The organism is Aeromonas sp. 102P (genome assembly GCF_051920345.1).
GTDB classification, from domain to species: Bacteria; Pseudomonadota; Gammaproteobacteria; order Enterobacterales; family Aeromonadaceae; genus Aeromonas; species Aeromonas veronii.
The window spans coordinates 1353174-1372733 of sequence record NZ_JBQBCZ010000001.1; the positions used below are offsets into that span (position 1 = coordinate 1353174).

General features: G+C 59.7%; 18 protein-coding genes. 7 read left to right on the forward strand and 11 right to left on the reverse strand.

What is annotated here, in order from left to right; genetic code table 11:
- Window positions 1-56: 56 nt before the first annotated feature.
- The gene (locus ACTG1K_RS06505) at window positions 57-689 is read left to right on the forward strand and encodes a LysE family translocator (RefSeq protein WP_440004972.1); all 633 of its coding nucleotides are present in this window, start codon (window positions 57-59) and stop codon (window positions 687-689) included.
- Window positions 690-849: 160 nt separating this feature from the next.
- On the opposite strand, the gene ACTG1K_RS06510 is transcribed toward ACTG1K_RS06505, so the two are convergent.
- From ACTG1K_RS06510 to dusB, 3 genes are all read right to left on the reverse strand, one after another.
- Complete coding sequence (locus tag ACTG1K_RS06510) at window positions 850-1731, reverse strand: DMT family transporter (RefSeq protein ID WP_335812893.1); 882 nt, start codon at window positions 1729-1731, stop codon at window positions 850-852.
- Window positions 1732-1843: 112 nt separating this feature from the next.
- Window positions 1844-2140, reverse strand: coding sequence for a DNA-binding transcriptional regulator Fis (gene fis / locus ACTG1K_RS06515; protein WP_005309538.1), 297 nt, complete (start codon window positions 2138-2140; stop codon window positions 1844-1846).
- Window positions 2141-2166: 26 nt separating this feature from the next.
- A complete protein-coding gene (gene dusB / locus ACTG1K_RS06520; RefSeq protein ID WP_019445016.1) occupies window positions 2167-3132 on the reverse strand; it encodes a tRNA dihydrouridine synthase DusB in 966 nt (321 codons plus the stop codon).
- 292 nt (window positions 3133-3424) lie between these two features.
- Here dusB and ACTG1K_RS06525 point away from each other — a divergent pair, with 292 nt between their 5' ends.
- From ACTG1K_RS06525 to ACTG1K_RS06540, 4 genes are all read left to right on the forward strand, one after another.
- The gene (locus ACTG1K_RS06525) at window positions 3425-4822 is read left to right on the forward strand and encodes a TolC family protein (protein ID WP_323907376.1); all 1398 of its coding nucleotides are present in this window, start codon (window positions 3425-3427) and stop codon (window positions 4820-4822) included.
- A gap of 73 nt (window positions 4823-4895) precedes the next feature.
- Window positions 4896-5900 carry an HlyD family secretion protein gene (locus ACTG1K_RS06530; protein WP_440004973.1) on the forward strand — a complete coding sequence of 335 codons (1005 nt, stop codon included), beginning with the start codon at window positions 4896-4898 and terminating at the stop codon, window positions 5898-5900.
- Window positions 5900-7054 carry an ABC transporter permease gene (locus ACTG1K_RS06535; RefSeq protein ID WP_425857427.1) on the forward strand — a complete coding sequence of 385 codons (1155 nt, stop codon included), beginning with the start codon at window positions 5900-5902 and terminating at the stop codon, window positions 7052-7054. The genes ACTG1K_RS06530 and ACTG1K_RS06535 overlap by 1 nt, the downstream gene beginning before the upstream one ends.
- Window positions 7054-8250, forward strand: a complete 1197-nt coding sequence (locus tag ACTG1K_RS06540; RefSeq protein ID WP_101531305.1) for an ABC transporter permease — start codon at window positions 7054-7056, stop codon at window positions 8248-8250. Before ACTG1K_RS06535 ends, ACTG1K_RS06540 begins: the two co-directional genes overlap by 1 nt.
- Before the next feature lie 109 nt (window positions 8251-8359).
- Here the strand turns inward: ACTG1K_RS06540 and ACTG1K_RS06545 are convergent, their stop codons facing one another.
- The 3 genes from ACTG1K_RS06545 to ACTG1K_RS06555 all read right to left on the reverse strand — a co-directional run bounded on the left by ACTG1K_RS06545 (window position 8360) and on the right by ACTG1K_RS06555 (window position 10753).
- A complete protein-coding gene (locus ACTG1K_RS06545) occupies window positions 8360-8995 on the reverse strand; it encodes an SDR family oxidoreductase (protein WP_429150621.1) in 636 nt (211 codons plus the stop codon).
- A 133-nt stretch (window positions 8996-9128) separates the two neighbouring features.
- Window positions 9129-9983 carry a DnaA ATPase domain-containing protein gene (locus tag ACTG1K_RS06550; RefSeq protein ID WP_005349200.1) on the reverse strand — a complete coding sequence of 285 codons (855 nt, stop codon included), beginning with the start codon at window positions 9981-9983 and terminating at the stop codon, window positions 9129-9131.
- 71 nt (window positions 9984-10054) lie between these two features.
- Window positions 10055-10753, reverse strand: coding sequence for a DnaT-like ssDNA-binding domain-containing protein (locus ACTG1K_RS06555; protein ID WP_429150623.1), 699 nt, complete (start codon window positions 10751-10753; stop codon window positions 10055-10057).
- Window positions 10754-10993: 240 nt separating this feature from the next.
- Between ACTG1K_RS06555 and ACTG1K_RS06560 the strand changes: the two genes are divergently transcribed.
- Window positions 10994-11965, forward strand: coding sequence for a response regulator (locus tag ACTG1K_RS06560; RefSeq protein ID WP_204484104.1), 972 nt, complete (start codon window positions 10994-10996; stop codon window positions 11963-11965).
- 74 nt (window positions 11966-12039) lie between these two features.
- Here the strand turns inward: ACTG1K_RS06560 and ACTG1K_RS06565 are convergent, their stop codons facing one another.
- The 5 genes from ACTG1K_RS06565 to ACTG1K_RS06585 all read right to left on the reverse strand — a co-directional run bounded on the left by ACTG1K_RS06565 (window position 12040) and on the right by ACTG1K_RS06585 (window position 18794).
- Window positions 12040-13437, reverse strand: a complete 1398-nt coding sequence (locus ACTG1K_RS06565; protein WP_047436211.1) for a peptide MFS transporter — start codon at window positions 13435-13437, stop codon at window positions 12040-12042.
- Between the two features lie 213 nt (window positions 13438-13650).
- Window positions 13651-14562 (reverse strand): UTP--glucose-1-phosphate uridylyltransferase GalU, encoded by a 912-nt coding sequence (gene galU, locus ACTG1K_RS06570; protein ID WP_047436208.1) that lies wholly within the window; start codon window positions 14560-14562, stop codon window positions 13651-13653.
- A 96-nt stretch (window positions 14563-14658) separates the two neighbouring features.
- A complete protein-coding gene (locus ACTG1K_RS06575; RefSeq protein WP_047436205.1) occupies window positions 14659-14979 on the reverse strand; it encodes a ComEA family DNA-binding protein in 321 nt (106 codons plus the stop codon).
- Window positions 14980-15356: 377 nt separating this feature from the next.
- Window positions 15357-17537, reverse strand: a complete 2181-nt coding sequence (gene pta / locus ACTG1K_RS06580) for a phosphate acetyltransferase (RefSeq protein ID WP_005339119.1) — start codon at window positions 17535-17537, stop codon at window positions 15357-15359.
- Window positions 17538-17591: 54 nt separating this feature from the next.
- Complete coding sequence (locus ACTG1K_RS06585) at window positions 17592-18794, reverse strand: acetate kinase (protein WP_005349210.1); 1203 nt, start codon at window positions 18792-18794, stop codon at window positions 17592-17594.
- 304 nt (window positions 18795-19098) lie between these two features.
- On the opposite strand from ACTG1K_RS06585, the gene yfbV reads away from it, so the two are divergent.
- Window positions 19099-19539 carry a terminus macrodomain insulation protein YfbV gene (yfbV, locus tag ACTG1K_RS06590; protein WP_047436201.1) on the forward strand — a complete coding sequence of 147 codons (441 nt, stop codon included), beginning with the start codon at window positions 19099-19101 and terminating at the stop codon, window positions 19537-19539.
- The last annotated feature ends 21 nt before the right edge of the window (window positions 19540-19560 follow it).

The window sequence follows — 19560 nt, forward strand, 5'->3', positions numbered from 1 at the left end:
AAAGAGGGCTCTGCGGAGCCCTCTTTGTTTGGTTTTGCTTTACGAGGGGAGAGGTGATGTTCGGTATTCATGATCTGGCACTGTTTATGGTTTCGGGGCTGCTGCTCAATATCATGCCGGGGCCCGACTCCCTGTTGGTCATGCTGCGCAGCGGCTCGCAAGGGTGGCGTGCCGGTTCGGTCGCGACGTTGGGCATCGGCACTGGTGTCATGGTGCATGTGCTGGCGGCGGCCCTCGGTCTGTCGGCCCTGCTCAGTGCCTCGGCCGAGCTGTTTGCCCTTATCAAGCTGGCTGGCGCCATCTACCTCATCTATCTGGGATTCTCTCTGCTGCGCCAGCAGGCAACAGGATCAATGGAGAGAGGGGCCACGTTACCCGCCCTCTCCTATGGCCAGATTTACCGGCAGGGAGTGCTGACCAATGTGCTCAACCCCAAGGTGGCGCTCTTTTTCCTCGCCTTTGTGCCCCAGTTCATCGCACCGGATGCCCCCGACAAGGCGCTCGCCTTTATCTTGCTCGGTTGCATCTTCAACCTGGGCGGCATCATCTGGTGTCACTTGCTGGTCTTTACCACCGTCTATGCCAGCCACAGGGTACGGTTGTCACAGCGTCTCGGCCGCTGGCTCAACCGAGGCATTGGCACCCTGTTTGTCGGGCTCGGGATCAGGCTGGCTTTTTCAAGCCGCTAACTGGCTGCCAAGGGGCGTTCAAGAAGGGAGCTGGCGCACAGGGCCGAGTCGAGAGCATGGCCCAACCAGTTCGCCGTGACAATGCAACAAAAGGGGCTTGCAACTGCAGGCCCCTTTTCGTTGGTTGTTTCATCTGCATAGAGGCGTTTGCAGTGGGGAGCTAGCGTGCCGGTTTCAGCGTGCGACTGCGCAGCAGCAGGGGGAGCTGGTAGAGCACCAGGGCGCCGAGCACCAGTCCGGCACCGGCCAGTTTGGCGCCGCCGAGGGGTTCGCTGTAGAAGAGGGTGCTCAGCAGCAGAGTCCAGACCGGTTCCAGCAGCATCATCAGGGCTGCGTGGGCGGTAGTCATCTTGCTCAATGCGTGGGTGAGCAGCCAGTAGCGCAATGTGGTGGCGATCAAGACGCTCGCCGCAAACCAGCCCCAGATGCCGTGGCTGACTCCAGCCTCGGGCCACTGTTCAGTCAGCAGGGAGAGCAGGGTGCCGAGCAGGCCGGTCATCGCCAGCTGGATGCAGGTGAGCCAGGTGGGGGCAATGGATTGAGCGAAGTGGCGATGGACGGCAAGCTGGATACCGAGGGTGGTGGCCGCCGCCAGAAACCAGAACAGCGAGAGCGACACGCCCCAGTGGGTACTGCTGGAGAGCAGCAGCAAACCGGCGATGGCGATGGGCAGGGTGAGCCAGTAGTGGCGGCCGGGCTTGGCCCGAAAGGCTCCCCATGCGGCCAGCGGGGCCATCAGGGTCGCGACGCTCATGATAAAGGCGCCGCTGCCCAGCGCATCGCTCTGGCTGATGGCGGTGACCCACAGCAGCAGGCTGGCACCGAGCAATGTGCCGCAACCGGCAGCGCGCACCAGTTGGGCGCGAGTCGGCGGAGGTTCGCGCAGCCAGGCGAGGGGCAGCAACAGCAGGGCTGCCAGCAGAAAGCGGCTGCCGATAAAGGCGGCGGGGGGCAGTTCGCGGATCGCCTCTTTCGAGAAGAGCCAGCCAGCGGCGGCCAGCAGGGTGACCAGTACCATCAGCAGCAGGGGAGTGCGGTTCATCGGGGTCGCCATGGTGAAATGGAGGGGAGAGCATAAAGGAAAGGCGCCAGGTATTGCTACCTGGCGCCTTTCGCATCTGCCTTGAACCGCCGTCGCGGCTCGCGGCCAGCAATCAGTTCATGCCGTAACGCTTGAGCTTCTTGCGCAGGGTGCCACGGTTGATACCCATCATCACGGCAGCGCGAGTCTGGTTACCACGGGTGTACTGCATGATCACGTCCAGCATCGGCGCTTCGACTTCGGAGAGAACCATATCGTACAGATCAATCACTTCCTGACCGTTCAACTGGGCCAGGTAGTTACGCAGGGCCTGTTGCACAGAGTCACGCAGGGGGCGCTGGGTCGGCTCGGCAGCGTGATTGTGAGTAGTTGTTACCAATGCATCAGAAGTCAGGGTTTGTTCGAACATATTCGGTCGGCTCTTTAGTTATCTTGTTAACCTAATCCATCGAAATACGCTTCGAGTGCCTCAAGTTGCGCGTCTGCGCAATCCAGGGCATTGAAGTGCTTACGGAATTCTCGGCCCGTCTCTTCTTCATCCAGATACCAGCCCACGTGTTTACGGGCTATGCGCGCTCCCAGATATGCACCATAAAACCGGTGCAGGTTGGTTACATGCTCGTTCATCAGGGTGCGAACCTCTTCCCTCTCGGGAGGCGGCAGCTTGGTGCCCGTCTCAAGAAAATGACGGATTTCCCGGAAAATCCAGGGTCGTCCTTGCGCAGCTCGGCCGATCATCACGGCGTCAACACCGGTATAGTCGAGGACATACCGGGCTTTTTCCGGGCTGTTGATGTCACCATTGGCGACAACAGGAATCGATACGGCCTGCTTAATCGCCCTGATCGTGTCGTACTCCGCTTCGCCCTTGTAGAGGCAGGCACGGGTACGACCATGCACGGCAAGGGCCGCGATACCGCAATCTTCGGCGATTCGGGCGATCTCCACGCCATTGCGGTTATCCGGATCCCATCCTGTGCGGATCTTCAAGGTGACAGGTACCTCCACTGCATCCACCACGGCCCGGCAAATTGCTTTGACCTGATCGGGGGCACGCAGCAGGGCAGAACCTGCCAACTTCTTATTCACTTTTTTTGCCGGACATCCCATGTTGATGTCGACGATCTGTGCGCCCTGCTCCACGTTGTAGCGGGCAGCAAACGCCATCATCTCGGGGTCGGCCCCGGCAATCTGGACCGATCGCAATCCGCCTTCTGCAGAGTGATCCATCCTCATCCGGGTTTTCTGGGTATCCCAGACATCCGGGTTGGCCAGCAGCATCTCGGAAACGGCCATGCCAGCCCCCAATCGCAAACAAAGTTCACGGAATGGTCGGTCAGTTACACCGGCCATGGGAGCCACAATCAAGGGAGTTTCAAGCGTGTGGGGACCTATCTGCATTCCACGGTTACCATCGGCTTAGGGCGGCGTATATTACGCATTTTTTAGGCAGGAGAAAAGGTTAGTATTTGAGCGTCAGCCATTTTTTTCTGAAAAAAACGTCGCGCCAAGGCTTGCAAATTCTGGAGTTATTGAAAAACGGCCAGATTGACGGAGAGTGAGCGCTGTACCATTCGGGTCGGACACCTGCATAATTGTCAGTCCACTTGCAGGCCCGCTTTGCGTTATGATGGCGGGCTTAAGTCGAGCAAATGCTCCAAACATTTATGCAACAAAAGCGGATTGGGGATCTATGACGTCAAGGTTCATTAAATCACTCTGGCCGTGTCTGATGGGGGCCGTGCTGGGGTCGGCGCAGGCGCAAACTATCAGCTTCGGCGAAGCCTGGACCCGGGTCATCCAGCAGGATGAAGGGCTGGCTGCCGAGCAGGCCGGGGTCGATCGGGCCAAGCAGCTGCGCGAGGCGGCCAAGGACATGTATCTGCCCAAGGTGGATCTGGGGGCCAGCTATACCCATCTTGATCAGCCGATTGAACTTGATGCCCTCGATCTCAATCCGCTGGCCAAGCAGAAAGATCTGATCCTGGCGCTCGGCAGCCTGTTCGGGGTCGGGGCCAACGCATTTGTCACCCCCCTGACCAAACAGAATGTGGTGACCAGCTCGGTCAAGATGCTCTGGCCGCTGTTTGCCGGTGGTCGCATCGATGCGGCGCAGGATATCCGCCAGGCGCAGGTGAGCGAGGCGCAGCAACTGCTGGTGCTCAAGCAGCAATCCACCTTCGAGAGCCTCTCCCAAACCTATTTCGGCGTGGTGCTGGCTGCTCAGGTGGTGCAGACCAAACAGGAGATCGAAGAGGGGCTGGCCCACCATCTGGATCACGCCAAGAAGCTCGAAGCGCAGGGGCAGATCGCCAGGGTGGAGCGCCTCTCCGCCCAGTCGGCCTATGATCGGGCCCGCATCGATACCCAGAAGGCGCGCCGCAGCCTCGAGATCGCCGAGCTGGCCCTCGGCCGCATGCTGAAGTTGCCAAATGCCCAGCCGGGCAGCGGCCTGTTCGTCAACAAGGAACTGCCGCGCCTCGAGGGGTTGGTAAGCCAGACCCTGGAGGTGCACCCCGGTCTCAAGCTGCTCAGCGCCAAGAAGGAGCAGGCCAAGGGGCTGATCCGGGTCGAGCAGGGCAAATATGCCCCCGAGGTGTTCCTGTTCGGCAACTACAACCTCTATGAAGATGATTCGCTCGCCTCCAAGACAGCGCCGGACTGGCTGGTGGGGGTGGGGGTCAGCATGCCACTGGTGAGCCGCGATGGCCGTTCCGAGACGGTACAGGCCGCCAAGAGCGCCGAGCTGCAAGTCAATCTGCTGCAGGCCAAGACCCGCGAGGATCTGGAGTTGCTGGTAGAGAAGACCTGGCGCGAAGCGGCGCAGGGGCTGGAGGAGTATCAATCCCTCTCTTCCACCCAGGCGTTGGCAGAGGAGAACGTGCTGCTGCGGGACAAGGCCTTCGGGCAGGGGCTCTCTACTTCCCTCGATGTGGTGGATGCCCAAAACCAGCTGGCGGGGGTGAAGACTCAGCGCGCGGCGGCGGCCTATCAATATGTGGTGTCGCTGGCCCGCCTGCTGGCGCTCTCCGGCCAGATGAACAGTTTCAATCAATATCAGCATGGTCAGGTGATCGAGGTGAACTCATGAGCCCGGTCCTGTCTGTTCCTTTTTTCATGTCTTTTCCGACCGTCAAGGGTCGCCCGTTTGTCGAGGTGAAGTGATGAGCCATCCCCCCATCAAAAAGAAGATGAGCCAGGGTAAACCGCTGTTGTTGCCATTGGCGCTGGTGATCCTGGTGGTGTGGCTCGGCTGGCGTTTCTGGCTGGCCTATCAGCCGGAGCCGGTGCATCTGCAAGGGCAGATTGAAGCGCAGCAATATTCGGTCTCCTCCAAGGTGCCGGGGCGCATCGACGAGGTGCTGGTGAAAAAGGGTGATCAGCTGACCAAGGATCAACTGGTCTTTACCCTGGCGAGCCCCGAGATCGAAGCCAAGCTGAGCCAGGCCAAGGCGGGTGAGGCCGCAGCGGGTGCGTTGGCGCAAGAGGCGGAGAAAGGCGCCCGTGCCCAACAGATCGCTGCCGCCAAGGATCAGTGGCAAAAAGCCAAGGCCGCCGCCCAGCTGCGTGGCAAGACCTATGAGCGGGTCGCCAGCCTGCACCGCGACGGCGTAATGCCGCTGCAAAAACGCGACGAGGCCTGGACGGCCTGGCAAGCCGCCCGCTACAGCGAAGGGATGGCGTGGCAACAGTACCAGATGGCGTTGGAAGGGGCGCGGGAAGAGACCAAGATCGCCGCTCGCGAGAAGGCCAAGATGGCGGCGGGTTCCGTGGCCGAGGTTGAAGCCTATCTGGCCGATACCCGCATCACCAGCCCCCACAATGGTGAAGTGAGTCAGGTGTTGCTGCGCAGCGGCGAGCTGGCGCCCCAAGGCTTCCCCGTGGTGACTCTGCTCGACATGAACGATGCCTGGGCCCAGTTCCACGTTCGCGAAGATCTGCTGCCCCGCTTCCCGGTCGGTACCGAGTTCGATGCCCGCATCCCGGGCCTTGGCGATCAGACCGTGCGCTTCAGGGTGACCCATGTGGCCGTGATGGGGGATTTTGCCACCTGGCGCGCCACCGATACCCGTCAGGGTTTCGATATGAAGAGCTTCCAGGTGGAGGCTCGCCCGCTGCAACCGGTTGAGGGGCTGCGGGTTGGCATGAGTGTGCTGGTTGAACTCTGATGGGGCGTGAATTTCGGCTGCTGTGGCAGGATCCGTTCAGCCGCGCCCTGATGAGCTGGGTACCGCTGCTGCTGATGGGGATCCTCTGCTGGATCTTCTCGGCAGGGCTGGCCCGCGACCTCAAGGTGGGGCTGGTGGATCTCGACCACAGCATGCTCTCGCGCCAGCTCGCCTTCTCGCTGGATGGCTCGGCCGGGCTCAAGGTGGCGCAACAGTTTGACTCCATCGATGCCGGTGCCCGAGCCCTGCGCGGTGGCGACATCTATGCGCTGGTGGTGATCCCCAACCATCTGGAGCGGGATGCCCGTCAGGGCACCCAGCCGCAGGTGACGGTGTTCAACAACGGCCAGTTCATCCTCATCGCCAAGCTGGTCAACTCGGCGCTGGCGCAGGTGGTAGGCACCCTTAACGGTCAGGTCGGCGTGCTGGAGGCGATGGCCGATGGCCAGGCGCTGCCCGGTGCGATTGGACAGTCTGTGCCTATCAGCAGTCAGGTCACTGCGCTCTATAATCTCAACTCCAGCTACGCCCAGTTTCTGCTGAGTGCCATTCTGCCCGCGGTGTGGCAGATCCTGGTGGTGCTGTTTGGCCTCAATGCACTGGCCCGTAATGATCGGCTGGGGCTGGACTGGACTACTCGCGGTGTCTGGTTTGGTCTCTGGCGCACCCTGCTGCCCCACATGCTGATTGGCTGGGGGTGGGGAATTGTCTGGACACTGCTGCTGTTCAAGGGCTTCTCCTACCCCATGCACGGCAGCTGGCTGGTGCTGGTGGTGGGTCTGGGGCTCGCCTCGGCGGCCTGCGTCACCATGGGGGCCTTTTTCTACGGCATCATTCGGGATCCGGCGCGCGCCCTGTCGCTGGCGGGGGCTTACACTGCGCCCAGTTTCGCCTTTATGGGCGTCACCTTTCCGGTGAGCGCCATGGGGGATTTCGCCCGCTTCTGGCGCAGCCTGTTGCCGGTCTCTCACTATGTAGAGCTGCAGATTGGCCAAAGCAACTACGGTCTGCCCCTCGCATCGGCGCTGCCGCAACTGGGGGCTCTGCTGCTGTTCCTGCTCCCCTTGCTGCTGGTGGTGCGCCGTTACAAGCAGCAGGCCGAGCTGGCCCGTCAATCAGCCGCAGTGGCAGTTGCTGAAAAGGAGCCTGAGTGATGCTGGGATTTGTTGATCTGTTGCGCCTCGAGCTGCGCACCCTGCTGGCGGATCGCGCCATCATGCTGACCCTGTTTGGCGGGGTGATCTTCTACTCGTTTCTCTATCCCCAGCCCTATCTGCATCAGCTGCCACGGGAAGAGGCGGTAGTGGTGGTCAACGACGATGGCAGTCAGTTGTCCCGTCAGCTGGAGTTTATGGCCGATGCCACGCCGCAGGTAAAGCTGGTGGCGCGAGCCAATTCGCTGGCCGAGGCACGCCAGCTGATGATGGCCGGGGAGGCGAGCGGGATCCTGCATATCCCCAACCACTTCTATCGGGACCTGATGCTGGGCAAGAGCGTCACCCTGAGCTATGCCGGTGATGCCTCCTACTTTCTGGTCTACGGCACCATTGCCGAAGGGCTGGCGCAGGCCGGTGGCACTCTCGCCGCGCAGGTGAAGGTGGCGCGGCTGTTGAGCCACGGCGAGGCGCTGCCACAAGCGGCCATGGGCTGGAATGCGGTGGCCCTCAACGTGGTGCCGGTGTTCAACCCCACCATGGGCTACGTCAACTACGTGGTGCCGGCGGTGTTCGTGCTGATCCTCCATCAGGTACTGCTGATGGGGGCGGGGATCCTGGGGGCGACCCAGAACCAGCGAAGTTGTCGAGGCGAGCACGGTTACTGGCAAAGCGCGCCGGTGTTGCCGCTGCTGCTGGCCAGAACCCTGGTACTGGCTGGGTTGTTCCTGCTGCCGGTGAGCTACTTCCTCGGCTTCTGCTTCGATCACTACAACATCGCTCGCCATGCCGACCCGATGCAGCTTTGGCTGTTCGCCCTGCCATTCCTGCTGGCGACCTGCTGGTTTGGCGTGGTGCTCGGCGCGATATTTACCCGGCGGGATCTGCCGACTCAGGTGGTGCTGATCTCCTCCCTGCCACTGGTTTTTCTAGCGGGCTTTATCTGGCCGCTCGAGCTGATCCCGGCGCCTCTCAACTGGCTGGCTCAGTGGGTGCCCACTATCCCCGCCATCGAGGGTTTTCTGCGCCTTAACCAGATGGGGGCCGACTTTGCGCAGGTCTCACGTTACTGGTGGCAACTATGGGGTCTGGCGCTGCTTTACGGTGTTCTGGCTTGCCTGTTGCTGCGCTGGCGGCAGCGGTCGCTGCCGGTTGCTCGCCCGTCAGTCGTGCAGGGCGAAACCACCACCGGTTAAGCGGGATAGGGCAAGCGCCCGTGAGATAGCGTGTGCGGTAAAGCGAAAACGGTCAGCCCTTGGGCTGACCGTTTTGTTATGTGGTGGGGTTAAGCGGTCTACTGCTGCTTTAGCCGCGCTGGAGTTCGGGATCCCCGATAGCGTAGATCTGTCCCACCGCCGTCTCATTCGCCAGCAGGCGCAGCCCTTGGGCGGCCACATCGGCGCGGCGCACCAGTCCGTGTACCTCCTTGCCCTGACTGAGCTCGGCACGGCCGGTGGCGTCGCCATCCTGCAGGCCCGCCGGGCGCAGAATGGTCCATACGAGGGAGCTGGTCTGCAGCCAGCTCTCCGCCAGACTCTTGAGACGTACCTCGTGACCGAAGGCGGCGCGGGCCCGCTCCGGTAGATACTGCCAGCTGTCGCCACAGCCGAGGGAGGTGACCAGCAGCAGCCGTTTCAGGCCTGCCTGCTCCATGGCATCGATTACATGGCGGTTGCCCTGATAGTCCACCGGCGCGGCCTGACGGAAGCTGCCGAGGGTAGAGACGACTTGTGCATTTTGCCCTGCCCGGACACATGCCTGCTGCACCGCAGCCGGATCCAGCGCATCCCCCTCGATCACCTCAACTCCCAGCGCACTCAGTTCCATGGCCATCTCGGGGCTGCGCACCAGCGCAACGACCCGGTGCCCTTGGTTCAGGGCGTGATGAGTAAAGGCGCGGCCCAGCCCGCGGCTGGCTCCGAAAATCAGTGTGGTTGGCATAGATGAGCTCCCTTGGCAAAAGGGGCTAGCCTAGTGGCTTGTTCGTCTGCTGTAAATGAGAGTTGTTTCTATTTGTGAGTCAGCAAGGAGGAGAAGGTGCGAGCCGTCAGCGACTCGCACTCTTTGAGAGGGATCAGCCGTTGTAGTTGCCGATGCTGGGGCGACGGCTGGGGCCGCTCAGGTGGATATCCACCGGATTGAACGCCTTGATCGCCTCATAGCTGAAATCACCGATCGCCTGATGCAGGCTCTGGGGCGTGTGGTTGGTGATGATGATGACGCTCTTTGACAGGTTGCGACGGCGGCGCAGCAGGTGGCCGAGGAAGCTGGACTGGCTCTCCGCCATCTTGGCGCGGTTGGCCGATACCTCATCGATGATCAGCAGATCCACCTCTTCCAGCGCGCGGCGGTACTGGTTGCGCTCGTCCTGATCGGGGATCACGTTGAAGAACAGCCGATCGACGATGGAGGCCCACTGCTGGAAGATCACCGATTTCTGGTGACGGGCGATCAGCTCATGCGCTACCGCCCCCGCGAGGGTCGACTTGCCGGTGCCGTAGTCGCCATAGATCAGCATGCAGCCGCCACCGCTCTTCTCCCAGTGCTCGAAGCCGCTGATAAAGTAACGGGCTGTTTCGATGGGGTATTGCAGCGCCGGGTCACCGGCATCCATCTTGTCAAATACCCAGTCAGGGTTGAGGTCGGCCTGGGCGATCAGTTTCTGGATCCGTTCCTGGCGGGCTGCCTTCTGCAGCTCGCGCACCTCGGCGTTGGCCTTGGCGTCGTACTCCTTGCGCAGGGTCTCGTAGTCATACTGACCGCCGCCGGTCTCTTGTTGCAGGCGACGAATGCGCTCCAGCAGGCCACCCACATGGCGGCTCAATTCCGGGTCGTGAATACGGTGATCCTGCTTGGCCTTGGCGATCTTCTGGCGCTTGGCTTCGATCTCTTCCAGCTCCTGGCGCAGGGGATCTTGCGGGTCAGTCATGGAATGCTCCTTCTGCTCGATCAGGGATGGGTAGACAAGGGGTTGATTCTGCCTGCAGGCGGGGGCCGCTATCAATCATTATCCGGCTCCTGCTGCGCTGCGGGTTCTTGCGTCTGCTGTTGGGCCAGTCGCTTGGCCTCTTCAATCATCTGTTGGGCCCGTTTGCTGGGGCCCGACTCTGGCGGGGCCGGTGTCACCTGCTGGTAGCCTTGCACCTCCATCGGTTTGCGACGGGTATAGCGGCGGGTCTTGAGGGCGCGAATGAACTTGAGCATCCATTGATGCTGGGAGTCGAACACCTCGGGGCGCCCCAGCCAGTAGGCGATAAACTCCCCCAGATCTTCTTCGCTATAGCTGGCATCGATCATTCCGCACAGACGGGCGAGGGCGGGCAGCTCTTCGTCCGGACGCCATTGCAGATGCATCTGGAAGGGACGCTCCGGCAGCGGGCTGCGCAACTTCTGGGTCAGCAATGGCAATTGGAACGGGCACTGATGGTAGTGCTCACTCTCGGGCTGAGCCTCGACCTGCAGCAGGCCCGCCTCCATCAGTTCATCGAACAGCTCGGTGAGCTGGCGGGCATTGACCTGAAACGAGAAGCCGCAGGGATCACCCGGATCGACCACCGCCAGCGCCCGACCCAGCTCGGGATAGTTGAGCCGGGCCGCCTGATTTTCCAGCACCAGTCGGCGCAGCTGCAGGGTATAGAGACTGCGAGCCGGATGGGACAATCTTGGGTGGGCAAGGGCGCTGTATTCGGCTGGGGTCATGGTCTTCTTCACGAGCTGGAGTGGGGGGCATTATCCCTTATGGCGCCCACTTGCACAATTCGGATGGCGGTCGTAGTCGCGGGGCCTCCCGAGCGAATAGAGCTACGCGGACGGATGGGGTTCTCTTGATGCCATCGTATGATCGAGGTCTACTTTTGACGCAGGGTTTCCGCGCTGACCGCACTTTTGAGCTAGTCTTAATACCTAAATAACCAATTGACTAATAAGAGCTTTATCAAGATGTCAAAAGCCGGGCTACGGATCCTGGTGGTGGAGGACGAGGCCGTTTTTCGCCACTCGTTAGTGAGTTACCTCGCACGGGACGGGGCAACGGTGTTTCAGGCCGAAGATGGTATTGAGGGGCTATCGGCGGCGGCCCTCTACCATCCTGATGTGGTGCTCTGCGATCTCAATATGCCCAATATGGATGGCCACGAGGTGATCGCCTGCCTCTCTGCGCGCTATCCCCATATTCCGGTTATCGTCATTTCGGCCCAGAGCACCATGGAGGCAGTCGCCAGCGCCTTGCGTGCCGGTGCGCGGGACTATCTGCTCAAACCCCTCGAGGATTACGCGCTGGTAGAGCGCAGCATTGAACAGTGTCTCAACGGCAGCGCCAGCCGGGCGCAGCAACTGGAGCTGATGGATCACATCGACTATTTCAGTGCCCACGACAAGGCGGCCAGCCGCCTGCTGGCGGGGCTCAAGCCGCCGGGCTTGCAGGAGTGGGGTCCCTGGCAGGTCACGTTCAAGGGGCTGGGGCAGTTGTTTATTCCAGATACCTTCAAGGTGGAAGACAAGCTGCTGGTGCTGGTGATGGAGCTGCCCATCATGGGTACGGATGCGGCATTTTGTGGTGCGCTGGTGCGATCCTTGATGAACGTCCCCTACCGCCAGTTTCAGCAGAACGAGAGCCGGTTGCTGAGCCAGCCGCACCGGTTGCTCGACTACCTCAACCATCAGTTGATGGCGTCCGGGCTTCGCCACTCTTTTGCCATGGCGGCGCTGCTGTTTGATCAGCATGATGGGCTGGTGTTTGCCAACGCAGGGCTCACCTCTCCCCACTGGCTGATGCGCTCCGGCGGCCTACCCCTTGGTCTGATGCGCAGCAGCCACTACGCCCTGCACAAACGCAGCTGGCATGAACCGTTCGCCCTGCAGTTTCGCAGCGACAGCGGCGGCTCGCTGGATGTGCAGGTTCGTCATCACTGATGCCGCCTGATAAACAGGCCAAAACAAACAGGGCGCCGATGGGCGCCCTGTTTGTTGTTTACAATCCTGACCGTTTAGACGGTGGCGGAGTGCAGTTTCTTCTCTTGAGCTTGCGGCTCTTTGGCCGGGCCTTCGGCACCGTGCATCCAGTAAACCAGGCGGTTGGCCATGGTCAGCAGGATCAGGGCGCTCAGTACCGCCGCCAGGGCGATGCCACCGAAGATGGCGATCGGGCCGGCTTCACCCACGAAGGAGCCGATAAAGCCCGCAGCGTAGTTGGCCAAGGCAACGAAGCCAAACCAGGCACCCATCATCAGGGAAGCCAGACGCAGCGGAGCCAGCTTGGTCACCATGGAGAGGCCAATCGGGGAGAGGCAGAGCTCACCCAGGGTGTGGAACAGGTAAGCACCTACCAGCCAGAACATGGAGGTCTTGACGGTGTTGTCACCACCCTGCTGCAGCACGGCACCGACCATGAACAGGAAGCCGATAGCCAGGAACAGCAGACCCATGGCGAATTTCACCGGAGAGTTCGGCTCTTTCTTGCCGAGCTTGATCCAGATGGCCGCAACGACCGGTGCCAGAGTGATGATGAAGAAGGGGTTCAGGGACTGGAACCAGGCGGTCGGCACTTCGAAGCTGCCGATCATGCGGTCGGTATACTCCTGGGTGTAGAGGTTCATCAGACCACCGGCCTGCTCGAAGCCGGCCCAGAAGATGATGGTGAACAGACCCAGTACCAGAATAACCTTGATGCGATCCACTTCCTGCTTGGTCAGCGGTGCTTTCTGCTCGGTAGTACGCAGGGCTGCTGCGCGCTGGGCGGCAGTGACACGACCGATGTCACCCAGGAAACGTTGGGCCATGGTGGCCTGGATCACCAGAGAGAGCAGCATACCGATACCGGCGCCGACGAAGGCTGCTTGCCAGCCGTAGGCGGTGGCAGCAGCACCACAGATCACACCTGCCAGCAGGGAACCCAGGTTGATACCCATGTAGAAGATGGTGAAAGCACCATCACGGCGGTGATCGCCCTCTTCATAGAGGTCACCCACCATAGTAGAGATGTTCGGTTTGAACAGGCCGTTACCCACGATCAGCAGCGCGAGGCCCGCGTAGAACATGGTGTTGACCATATCCGGGAACATGGCGTGGGGCAGTGCCAGAGTGAACTGACCTGCTGCCATCAGCACGGCACCGATCAGGATGGCGCGACGTTGACCCAGGAAGGTGTCAGCCAGCCAGCCGCCGATCAGCGGAGTGATATAAACCAGACCGGTATAGATACCGTAGAGTTTGAGGGCATCTGCCTGACTCCAGCCCAGACCGCCGTTGGCAGTCAGGTCGGTCAGATAGAGCACCAGTACGGCACGCATGCCGTAATAGGAGAATCTCTCCCACAGTTCGGTACTAAAGAGCAAAAAAAGCCCTTTAGGGTGACCTAAAAAGGTCCCTTTTGACGGGTTATTCATTGGAACTTCCACCTGTGTCTTATATTTTTTTGAGTTTTTTATGCAAGGGCGAGAAACACGCCTCAATCCTTATAGAGCATGTGTGAATAAATTACAACATTATGATTTGCTGAGAGTTTATTTACTCTTGATTGATTTTTTGTTGCAAAAATGAAAAAGGAGCATCATTTGATGCCCCTTAAATACGTCTATAAAAAACAGATTTATCAGCGATTACAACTGCTTGACGAACTGCTTCAGCCAACCGATAAATTCGCCGTTCAGCTCGTGATGGCGCACACCATATTCCACATTGGCTTTCATGTAGCCCAGCTTGCTGCCGCAATCGTGGCTCTTGCCCTTCATGAAGTAGGCGTTGACCTGCTCCTGCTCCATCAGCATGGCGATGGCGTCAGTTAGCTGGATCTCGTCACCGGCACCGGCCGGGGTCTTCTCCAGCAGCGGCCAGATATTGGAGGAGAGGACATAACGACCCACCACCGCCAGATTGGAGGGGGCTTCGTCACGGGGCGGCTTCTCGACAATGGCCTGCATCGGCAGGGACATCCCCTCGCTCAGGGCCTCGCCCTTGATGTCGGCGATGCCGTACTTGTCCACTTCGCTCTCGGGAACCGCTTCCACCATGATCTGGCTGATCTGGTTTTCTTCGTACATGTGCACCATCTCGGCCAGGTTGTCTTTTTTCGGGTCGCTGGCCACTTCATCAATCAGTACATCCGGCAGCAGCACGGCAAACGGGTTGTCACCGATCAGCGGACGGGCACACAACACAGCGTGGCCCAGACCTTTGGCCTCGCCCTGGCGGACGTGCATGATGGTGACGTCTTTCGGGCAGATCTGTTGCACCTCTTCCAGCAGCTGACGCTTGACTCGCTTCTCGAGGGTCGCTTCCAGTTCGAAACTCTTGTCGAAGTGGTTTTCAATGGAGTTCTTGCTCGAGTGGGTGACCAGCACGATCTCTTTGATACCGGCGGCGATGGCTTCGCGCACTACGTACTGGATCAGTGGTTTGTCGACCACCGGCAGCATCTCTTTCGGGATGGCCTTGGTGGCTGGCAGCATACGGGTACCCAGACCGGCTACCGGGAGCACGGCCTTGCGAACTGTCAGAGGAGTCTTTTTCATGGAAAACTATCCAGCGGGATTAAAGTGCGGCCATGATACTCCAAGAAAAATGGGGCAGCCACAGGCTGCCCCATTCGTATATGCAGAGCTCGGACGTTATTTGACGATGATCATGTCACGGTTGGCTTCCAGCGTGGCCGGGCCAATGCCATTGACATCCGCCAGCTGATCGACCGAGGTGAACTTTCCCTGTTTTTCCCGATAGTCGACGATGGCTTGTGCCTTCTTGTCACCAATCCCTTTAAGGCTGGTGAGTTCGGCAAGGGTGGCCGTATTGATATTCAGCTTGCCGGACTCCTTGGCAACCGCGGTCGTGGTTGTTTGCTTGGGCGTTGCCTTATCTGCGGCCAGCACGGGTTGGCTGAACAGTGGCAAGCAGGCCAGCAACATGACTGCAGAGAGCTTCTTCATCAGCATTTCCATTCCTCCATGATGTGGATATTGCCGAGCGGCACATTGATGAATAGCGTATCGAACGGGTCTTTTTCACTGCTATTTCTAACAGGTCAAAATCTCATGCCGATGACGAAATATTTGCTATAAGCGCTTCGCTATGAATGACCTCATATATCCAAGCGTATGATCTTGAATCAATTTTAGATGCATCTTTAAGGTGGCGGGCACGCTTTCCCGCAGCGCTACGCTCGAGACATTTCTGGCACATCACATGGCATTATTCTGCATAACACTGCGCTGATGGTATGTTTCACTGGTCTTCAAAAGAGAACTAAGAAAAAAGGCTGCTCACCTGGGGTGAGCAGCCTTTGTGATCGGTTTTTTCAGACAGGCACTGATTAGGCTTGTTCGTCAGCCTGTGCAGCCTGGATACCGGTCAGGGCGATGGTGTAGACGATGTCGTCAACCAGGGCGCCACGGGAGAGGTCGTTGACCGGCTTGCGCATGCCTTGCAGCATGGGGCCGATGGAGACCAGGTCAGCGGAACGCTGCACCGCTTTGTAAGTGGTGTTACCCGTGTTCAGGTCAGGGAAGACGAACACGGTGGCTTTACCTGCAACCGGTGAGTTCGGTGCCTTGGACTTGGCCACGTTCTCCATGATGGCCGCATCGTACTGCAGCGGGCCGTCGATGATGAGGTCGGGGCGCTTGGCCTTGGCCAGCTCAGTCGCTTCACGCACTTTCTCTACATCGGCACCGGCGCCAGAGGTACCGGTGGAGTAGGAGATCATGGCTACGCGCGGCTCGATGCCGAACGCGGCAGCAGAGTCGGCGGACTGGATGGCGATCTCGGCCAGCTGCTCGGCAGTCGGATCCGGGTTGATCGCGCAGTCACCGTAGACCAGAACCTGGTCAGGCAGCAGCATGAAGAAGATGGAGGAGATCAGGGAAGAGCCCGGAGCGGTCTTGATGATCTGCATCGGCGGACGGATGGTGTTGGCAGTGGTGTGCACCGCGCCGGATACCAGGCCGTCAACTTCATTGCGCTCCAGCATCATGGTACCCAGTACCACGTTGTCTTCCAGCTGCTCGCGGGCAACCACTTCGGTCATGCCCTTGTTCTTGCGCAGCTCGACCAGACGCGGCACATAGCGCTCGCGCACAACGGCCGGATCGATGATCTCGACGCGATCGGTCAGTACCACACCCTGCTGTTCGGCAACGCGACGGATCTCTTCCGGGTTACCCAGCAGTACCGGACGGGCAATGCCACGCTCGGCACAGATGGCGGCAGCCTTGATGGTGCGCGGCTCGTCGCCTTCCGGCAGCACGACACGCTTGTTGGCCTGACGGGCCAGCTCGGTCAGCTGATAACGGAACGCCGGCGGGCTCAGACGACGGGAACGGGTAGAACTGACAGTCAGTGACTCGATCCAGTGTTTGTCGATGTGGCCAGCGACGTAGTCCTGTACCAGCTCGATACGCTCGCGGTCATCTTCCGGAATATCGACGTTGAAGTTCTGCAGGCTGACGGCGGTCTGCCAGGTGTTGGTACCGGTCATCATGATCGGCAGGCCAGTGGCCATGGCCTGTTGGCACAGCGCCATTACCTGCGGCTCCGGATGATAGTTACCGGTCAGCAGCAGGGCGCCCAGCTTGACGCCGTTCATGGCGGAGAGGCAGGCGGAGACGATGACGTCAGAGCGGTCGCCAGAGGTGACCAGCAGGCTGCCCGGACGGAAGTGCTCGACCATGTTGTGGATGGAGCGGGCGCAGAAGGTCACGGTCTGCAGGCGACGGCTGTCCAGCTCACCCTTGTGCAGGATCTTGGCGGCCAGATGCTTGGCGAGATCCTTGGCGCGCGGGGCGATCAGCTGGGTGTTCCAGGGGATGCAACCCAGGATGCGCAGCGGGCTCTTGCCGAACACTTGCAGCACTTCCAGGTTGTGAGCCGCGTCGGAAGCGTGGTGATGGGCTTCGAACATCTCGGTCAGGTCAGGGCGGGTTACGCCATGCTCGTCAACCGGCGCGCCAACCTTGTTGATCACGCAGCCAACGATACGGGGGTTGTTGACACCACCGAAGTTGGAGCAGGCCAGTTCGATGCGCTCTTTCAGCTTCTGGCTGGAGTCATGGCCCGGGTGGGTCACGAATACCATGTCAGCATCCAGCGCCTTGGCGACGTCGTAGTTCAGCTTGTTGGCAAAGGGCTGCTTGTCGGTCGGCACCATACCTTCGACAACCAGCACTTCGGCACCACTGGATTTCACGTGCTCTTCGAAGCGGGCAACGATCTCTTCCAGCAGGATGTCGGTGTTGCTGGAGCTGATCATGTTCTCGGCGTAGGAGAGGGTGAAGGGCTCGGGCGGATTGATGTTGGCAGCAGCGCGGATAACGGCGGTTGAGCGCTCGGCACCGGTTTCACCCGGACGCGGCTGGGCAACCGGTTTGAAGAAGCTGACATTGACACCGTGACGCTCCATGGCGCGAACAACGCCCAGACTCACGGAAGTTACGCCGACACCAGTGCCGACCGGGATAAGCATAATAGTGCGTGCCACTTTATACCCCTTGTTCATTTTTTGGGATCAGGAAAAGGCCGCCCTGTGGGCGGCCTCGAGTTACTGCGTCAATTAAGCGCCGACCAGTTCCAGCGCGTCGTGGGCGATAACCCACTCTTCGTTGGTCGGGATAACCAGGGCCTTGGTAGAACCAGCCTTGGTGATCTCGCCACCCTTGCCGAAACGAGCCTTCAGGTTGGCGTCGTGATCAACGTCAAAGCCCAGCAGACCCAGCTTGTTCAGGGTGATTTCACGGATCGGGGCGGAGTTTTCACCGATACCACCGGTGAAAACAACGGCGTCCAGACGACCGTCCATGGCGGCAGCGTAGGCGCCGATGTACTTGGCCAGGCGATAGCAGTAAACGTCCATAGCACGCTTGGCTTCTTCTTTGCTGTCGTAGTTGTCTTCAACGAAACGGCAGTCGGAGGTCACTTCGGTCAGACCCTGCAGGCCGGACTCTTTGGTCAGCATGGTGTTGATATCGGCCACGCTCATGCCCAGCTTGTCGTGCAGGAAGAAGATGATGGCCGGATCCAGATCACCGGAACGGGTACCCATCACCAGACCTTCCAGCGGAGTCAGGCCCATGGAGGTATCAACAGATTTGCCGTTCTTGATGGCGCAGACGGAACCGCCGTTGCCCAGGTGGCAGTTGATGATGTTCAGCTCTTCAACCGGCTTGTTCAGCTGCTTGGCAGCTTCCAGGCTGATGTAGTAGTGGCTGGTGCCGTGAGCGCCGTAGCGACGGATGCCGTTCTCTTTGTAGAGCTTGTACGGCAGGGCGTACAGGAAGGCTTCTTCCGGCATGGTCTGGTGGAACGCGGTATCGAATACGGCCACGTTCTTGTCAGCCAGCGCCGGGAATACGCGGCGAGCTTCACGGATACCGATCAGGTGAGCCGGGTTGTGCAGCGGTGCGTACGGAACGGCGGCTTCGATGCCAGCGATCACGTCTTCGCAGATGACAACGGAAGAGGTGAAGCGCTCGCCACCGTGAACAACACGGTGACCGATGGCGATCAGGTTCTTGGACAGTTCCGGATTGAGCGGCAGGATCTTGTTGACGATGAAGTCCAGCGCTTCCTGGTGAGCGGCACCCGCGCCCAGATCGGCACTGCCTTTCTCGCCATTCAGTTTCCACTTGATGCGGGCGTCGTCGAGGTTGAAGCACTCGGCCAGGCCGGACAGCAGGTCATCACCGGTGGTTGCGTCAATGACGGCAAACTTCAGGGAAGAGCTGCCACAGTTAAGAACAAGAACCAGCTTACTCATGAATAAATCCTATCGCAGATTGGGTTGTGTAGGCGGATGCGTTGGACGCGGTGCGGCCAAAAACTTTCAACTTATCCTTATGAGGGTTGGCAATCTGTTGCTTGCCCCTTGTATAGTGATACAAGACCCGAAATCCAGACGTCCCTGACAGGTCAATAGCAAGACGCTTTTGACGCAAAAATGGGCGTACAAAGGATAACCCGATTGTTGAAAAATAACAAAGTCATCCTCAACCTTTGTTACTTTGCATCAAATTTTGTCGAGGTTTTGCCGTTAGTACGTTCAAAAAGCGCTCGGAGGTAGTATGAGCATGAACATTTTTGGAACTAAGTTACAGCAAGGCCGCCATTATATGACGCTTTGGCCGCGCCGTCCCGAGCTCAATTCGATGTTTCCTGAAAATCGGGTGATCAAGGCGACCGAGTTCGCTCTCAAGGTGATCCCCGCGCTGGCTGTGTTGAGCGTGATGCTGCAGTTCCAGTTTGGCGAGCTGCACTACTGGCCCTCCGTCATCACCTCGGTGCTGTTTCTGCTCAGTTTGCCGCTGCAGGGCTACTACTGGCTCGGCCAGCGTGCCGACACCCGCTTGCCCCCGTCGCTGGCGAGCTGGTATCGGGAGATCAACGGCAAGATGAACGAGCAGGGTGGCCGCCGCCAGCTGGTGTCTCAGCCGCGCTATGAAGAGCTGGCCGATACCCTCAATGCCGCCTTCCAGCAGCTCGATAAATCCTTTCTCTACGAATAACCCGATTCAGATGCAAAAAGG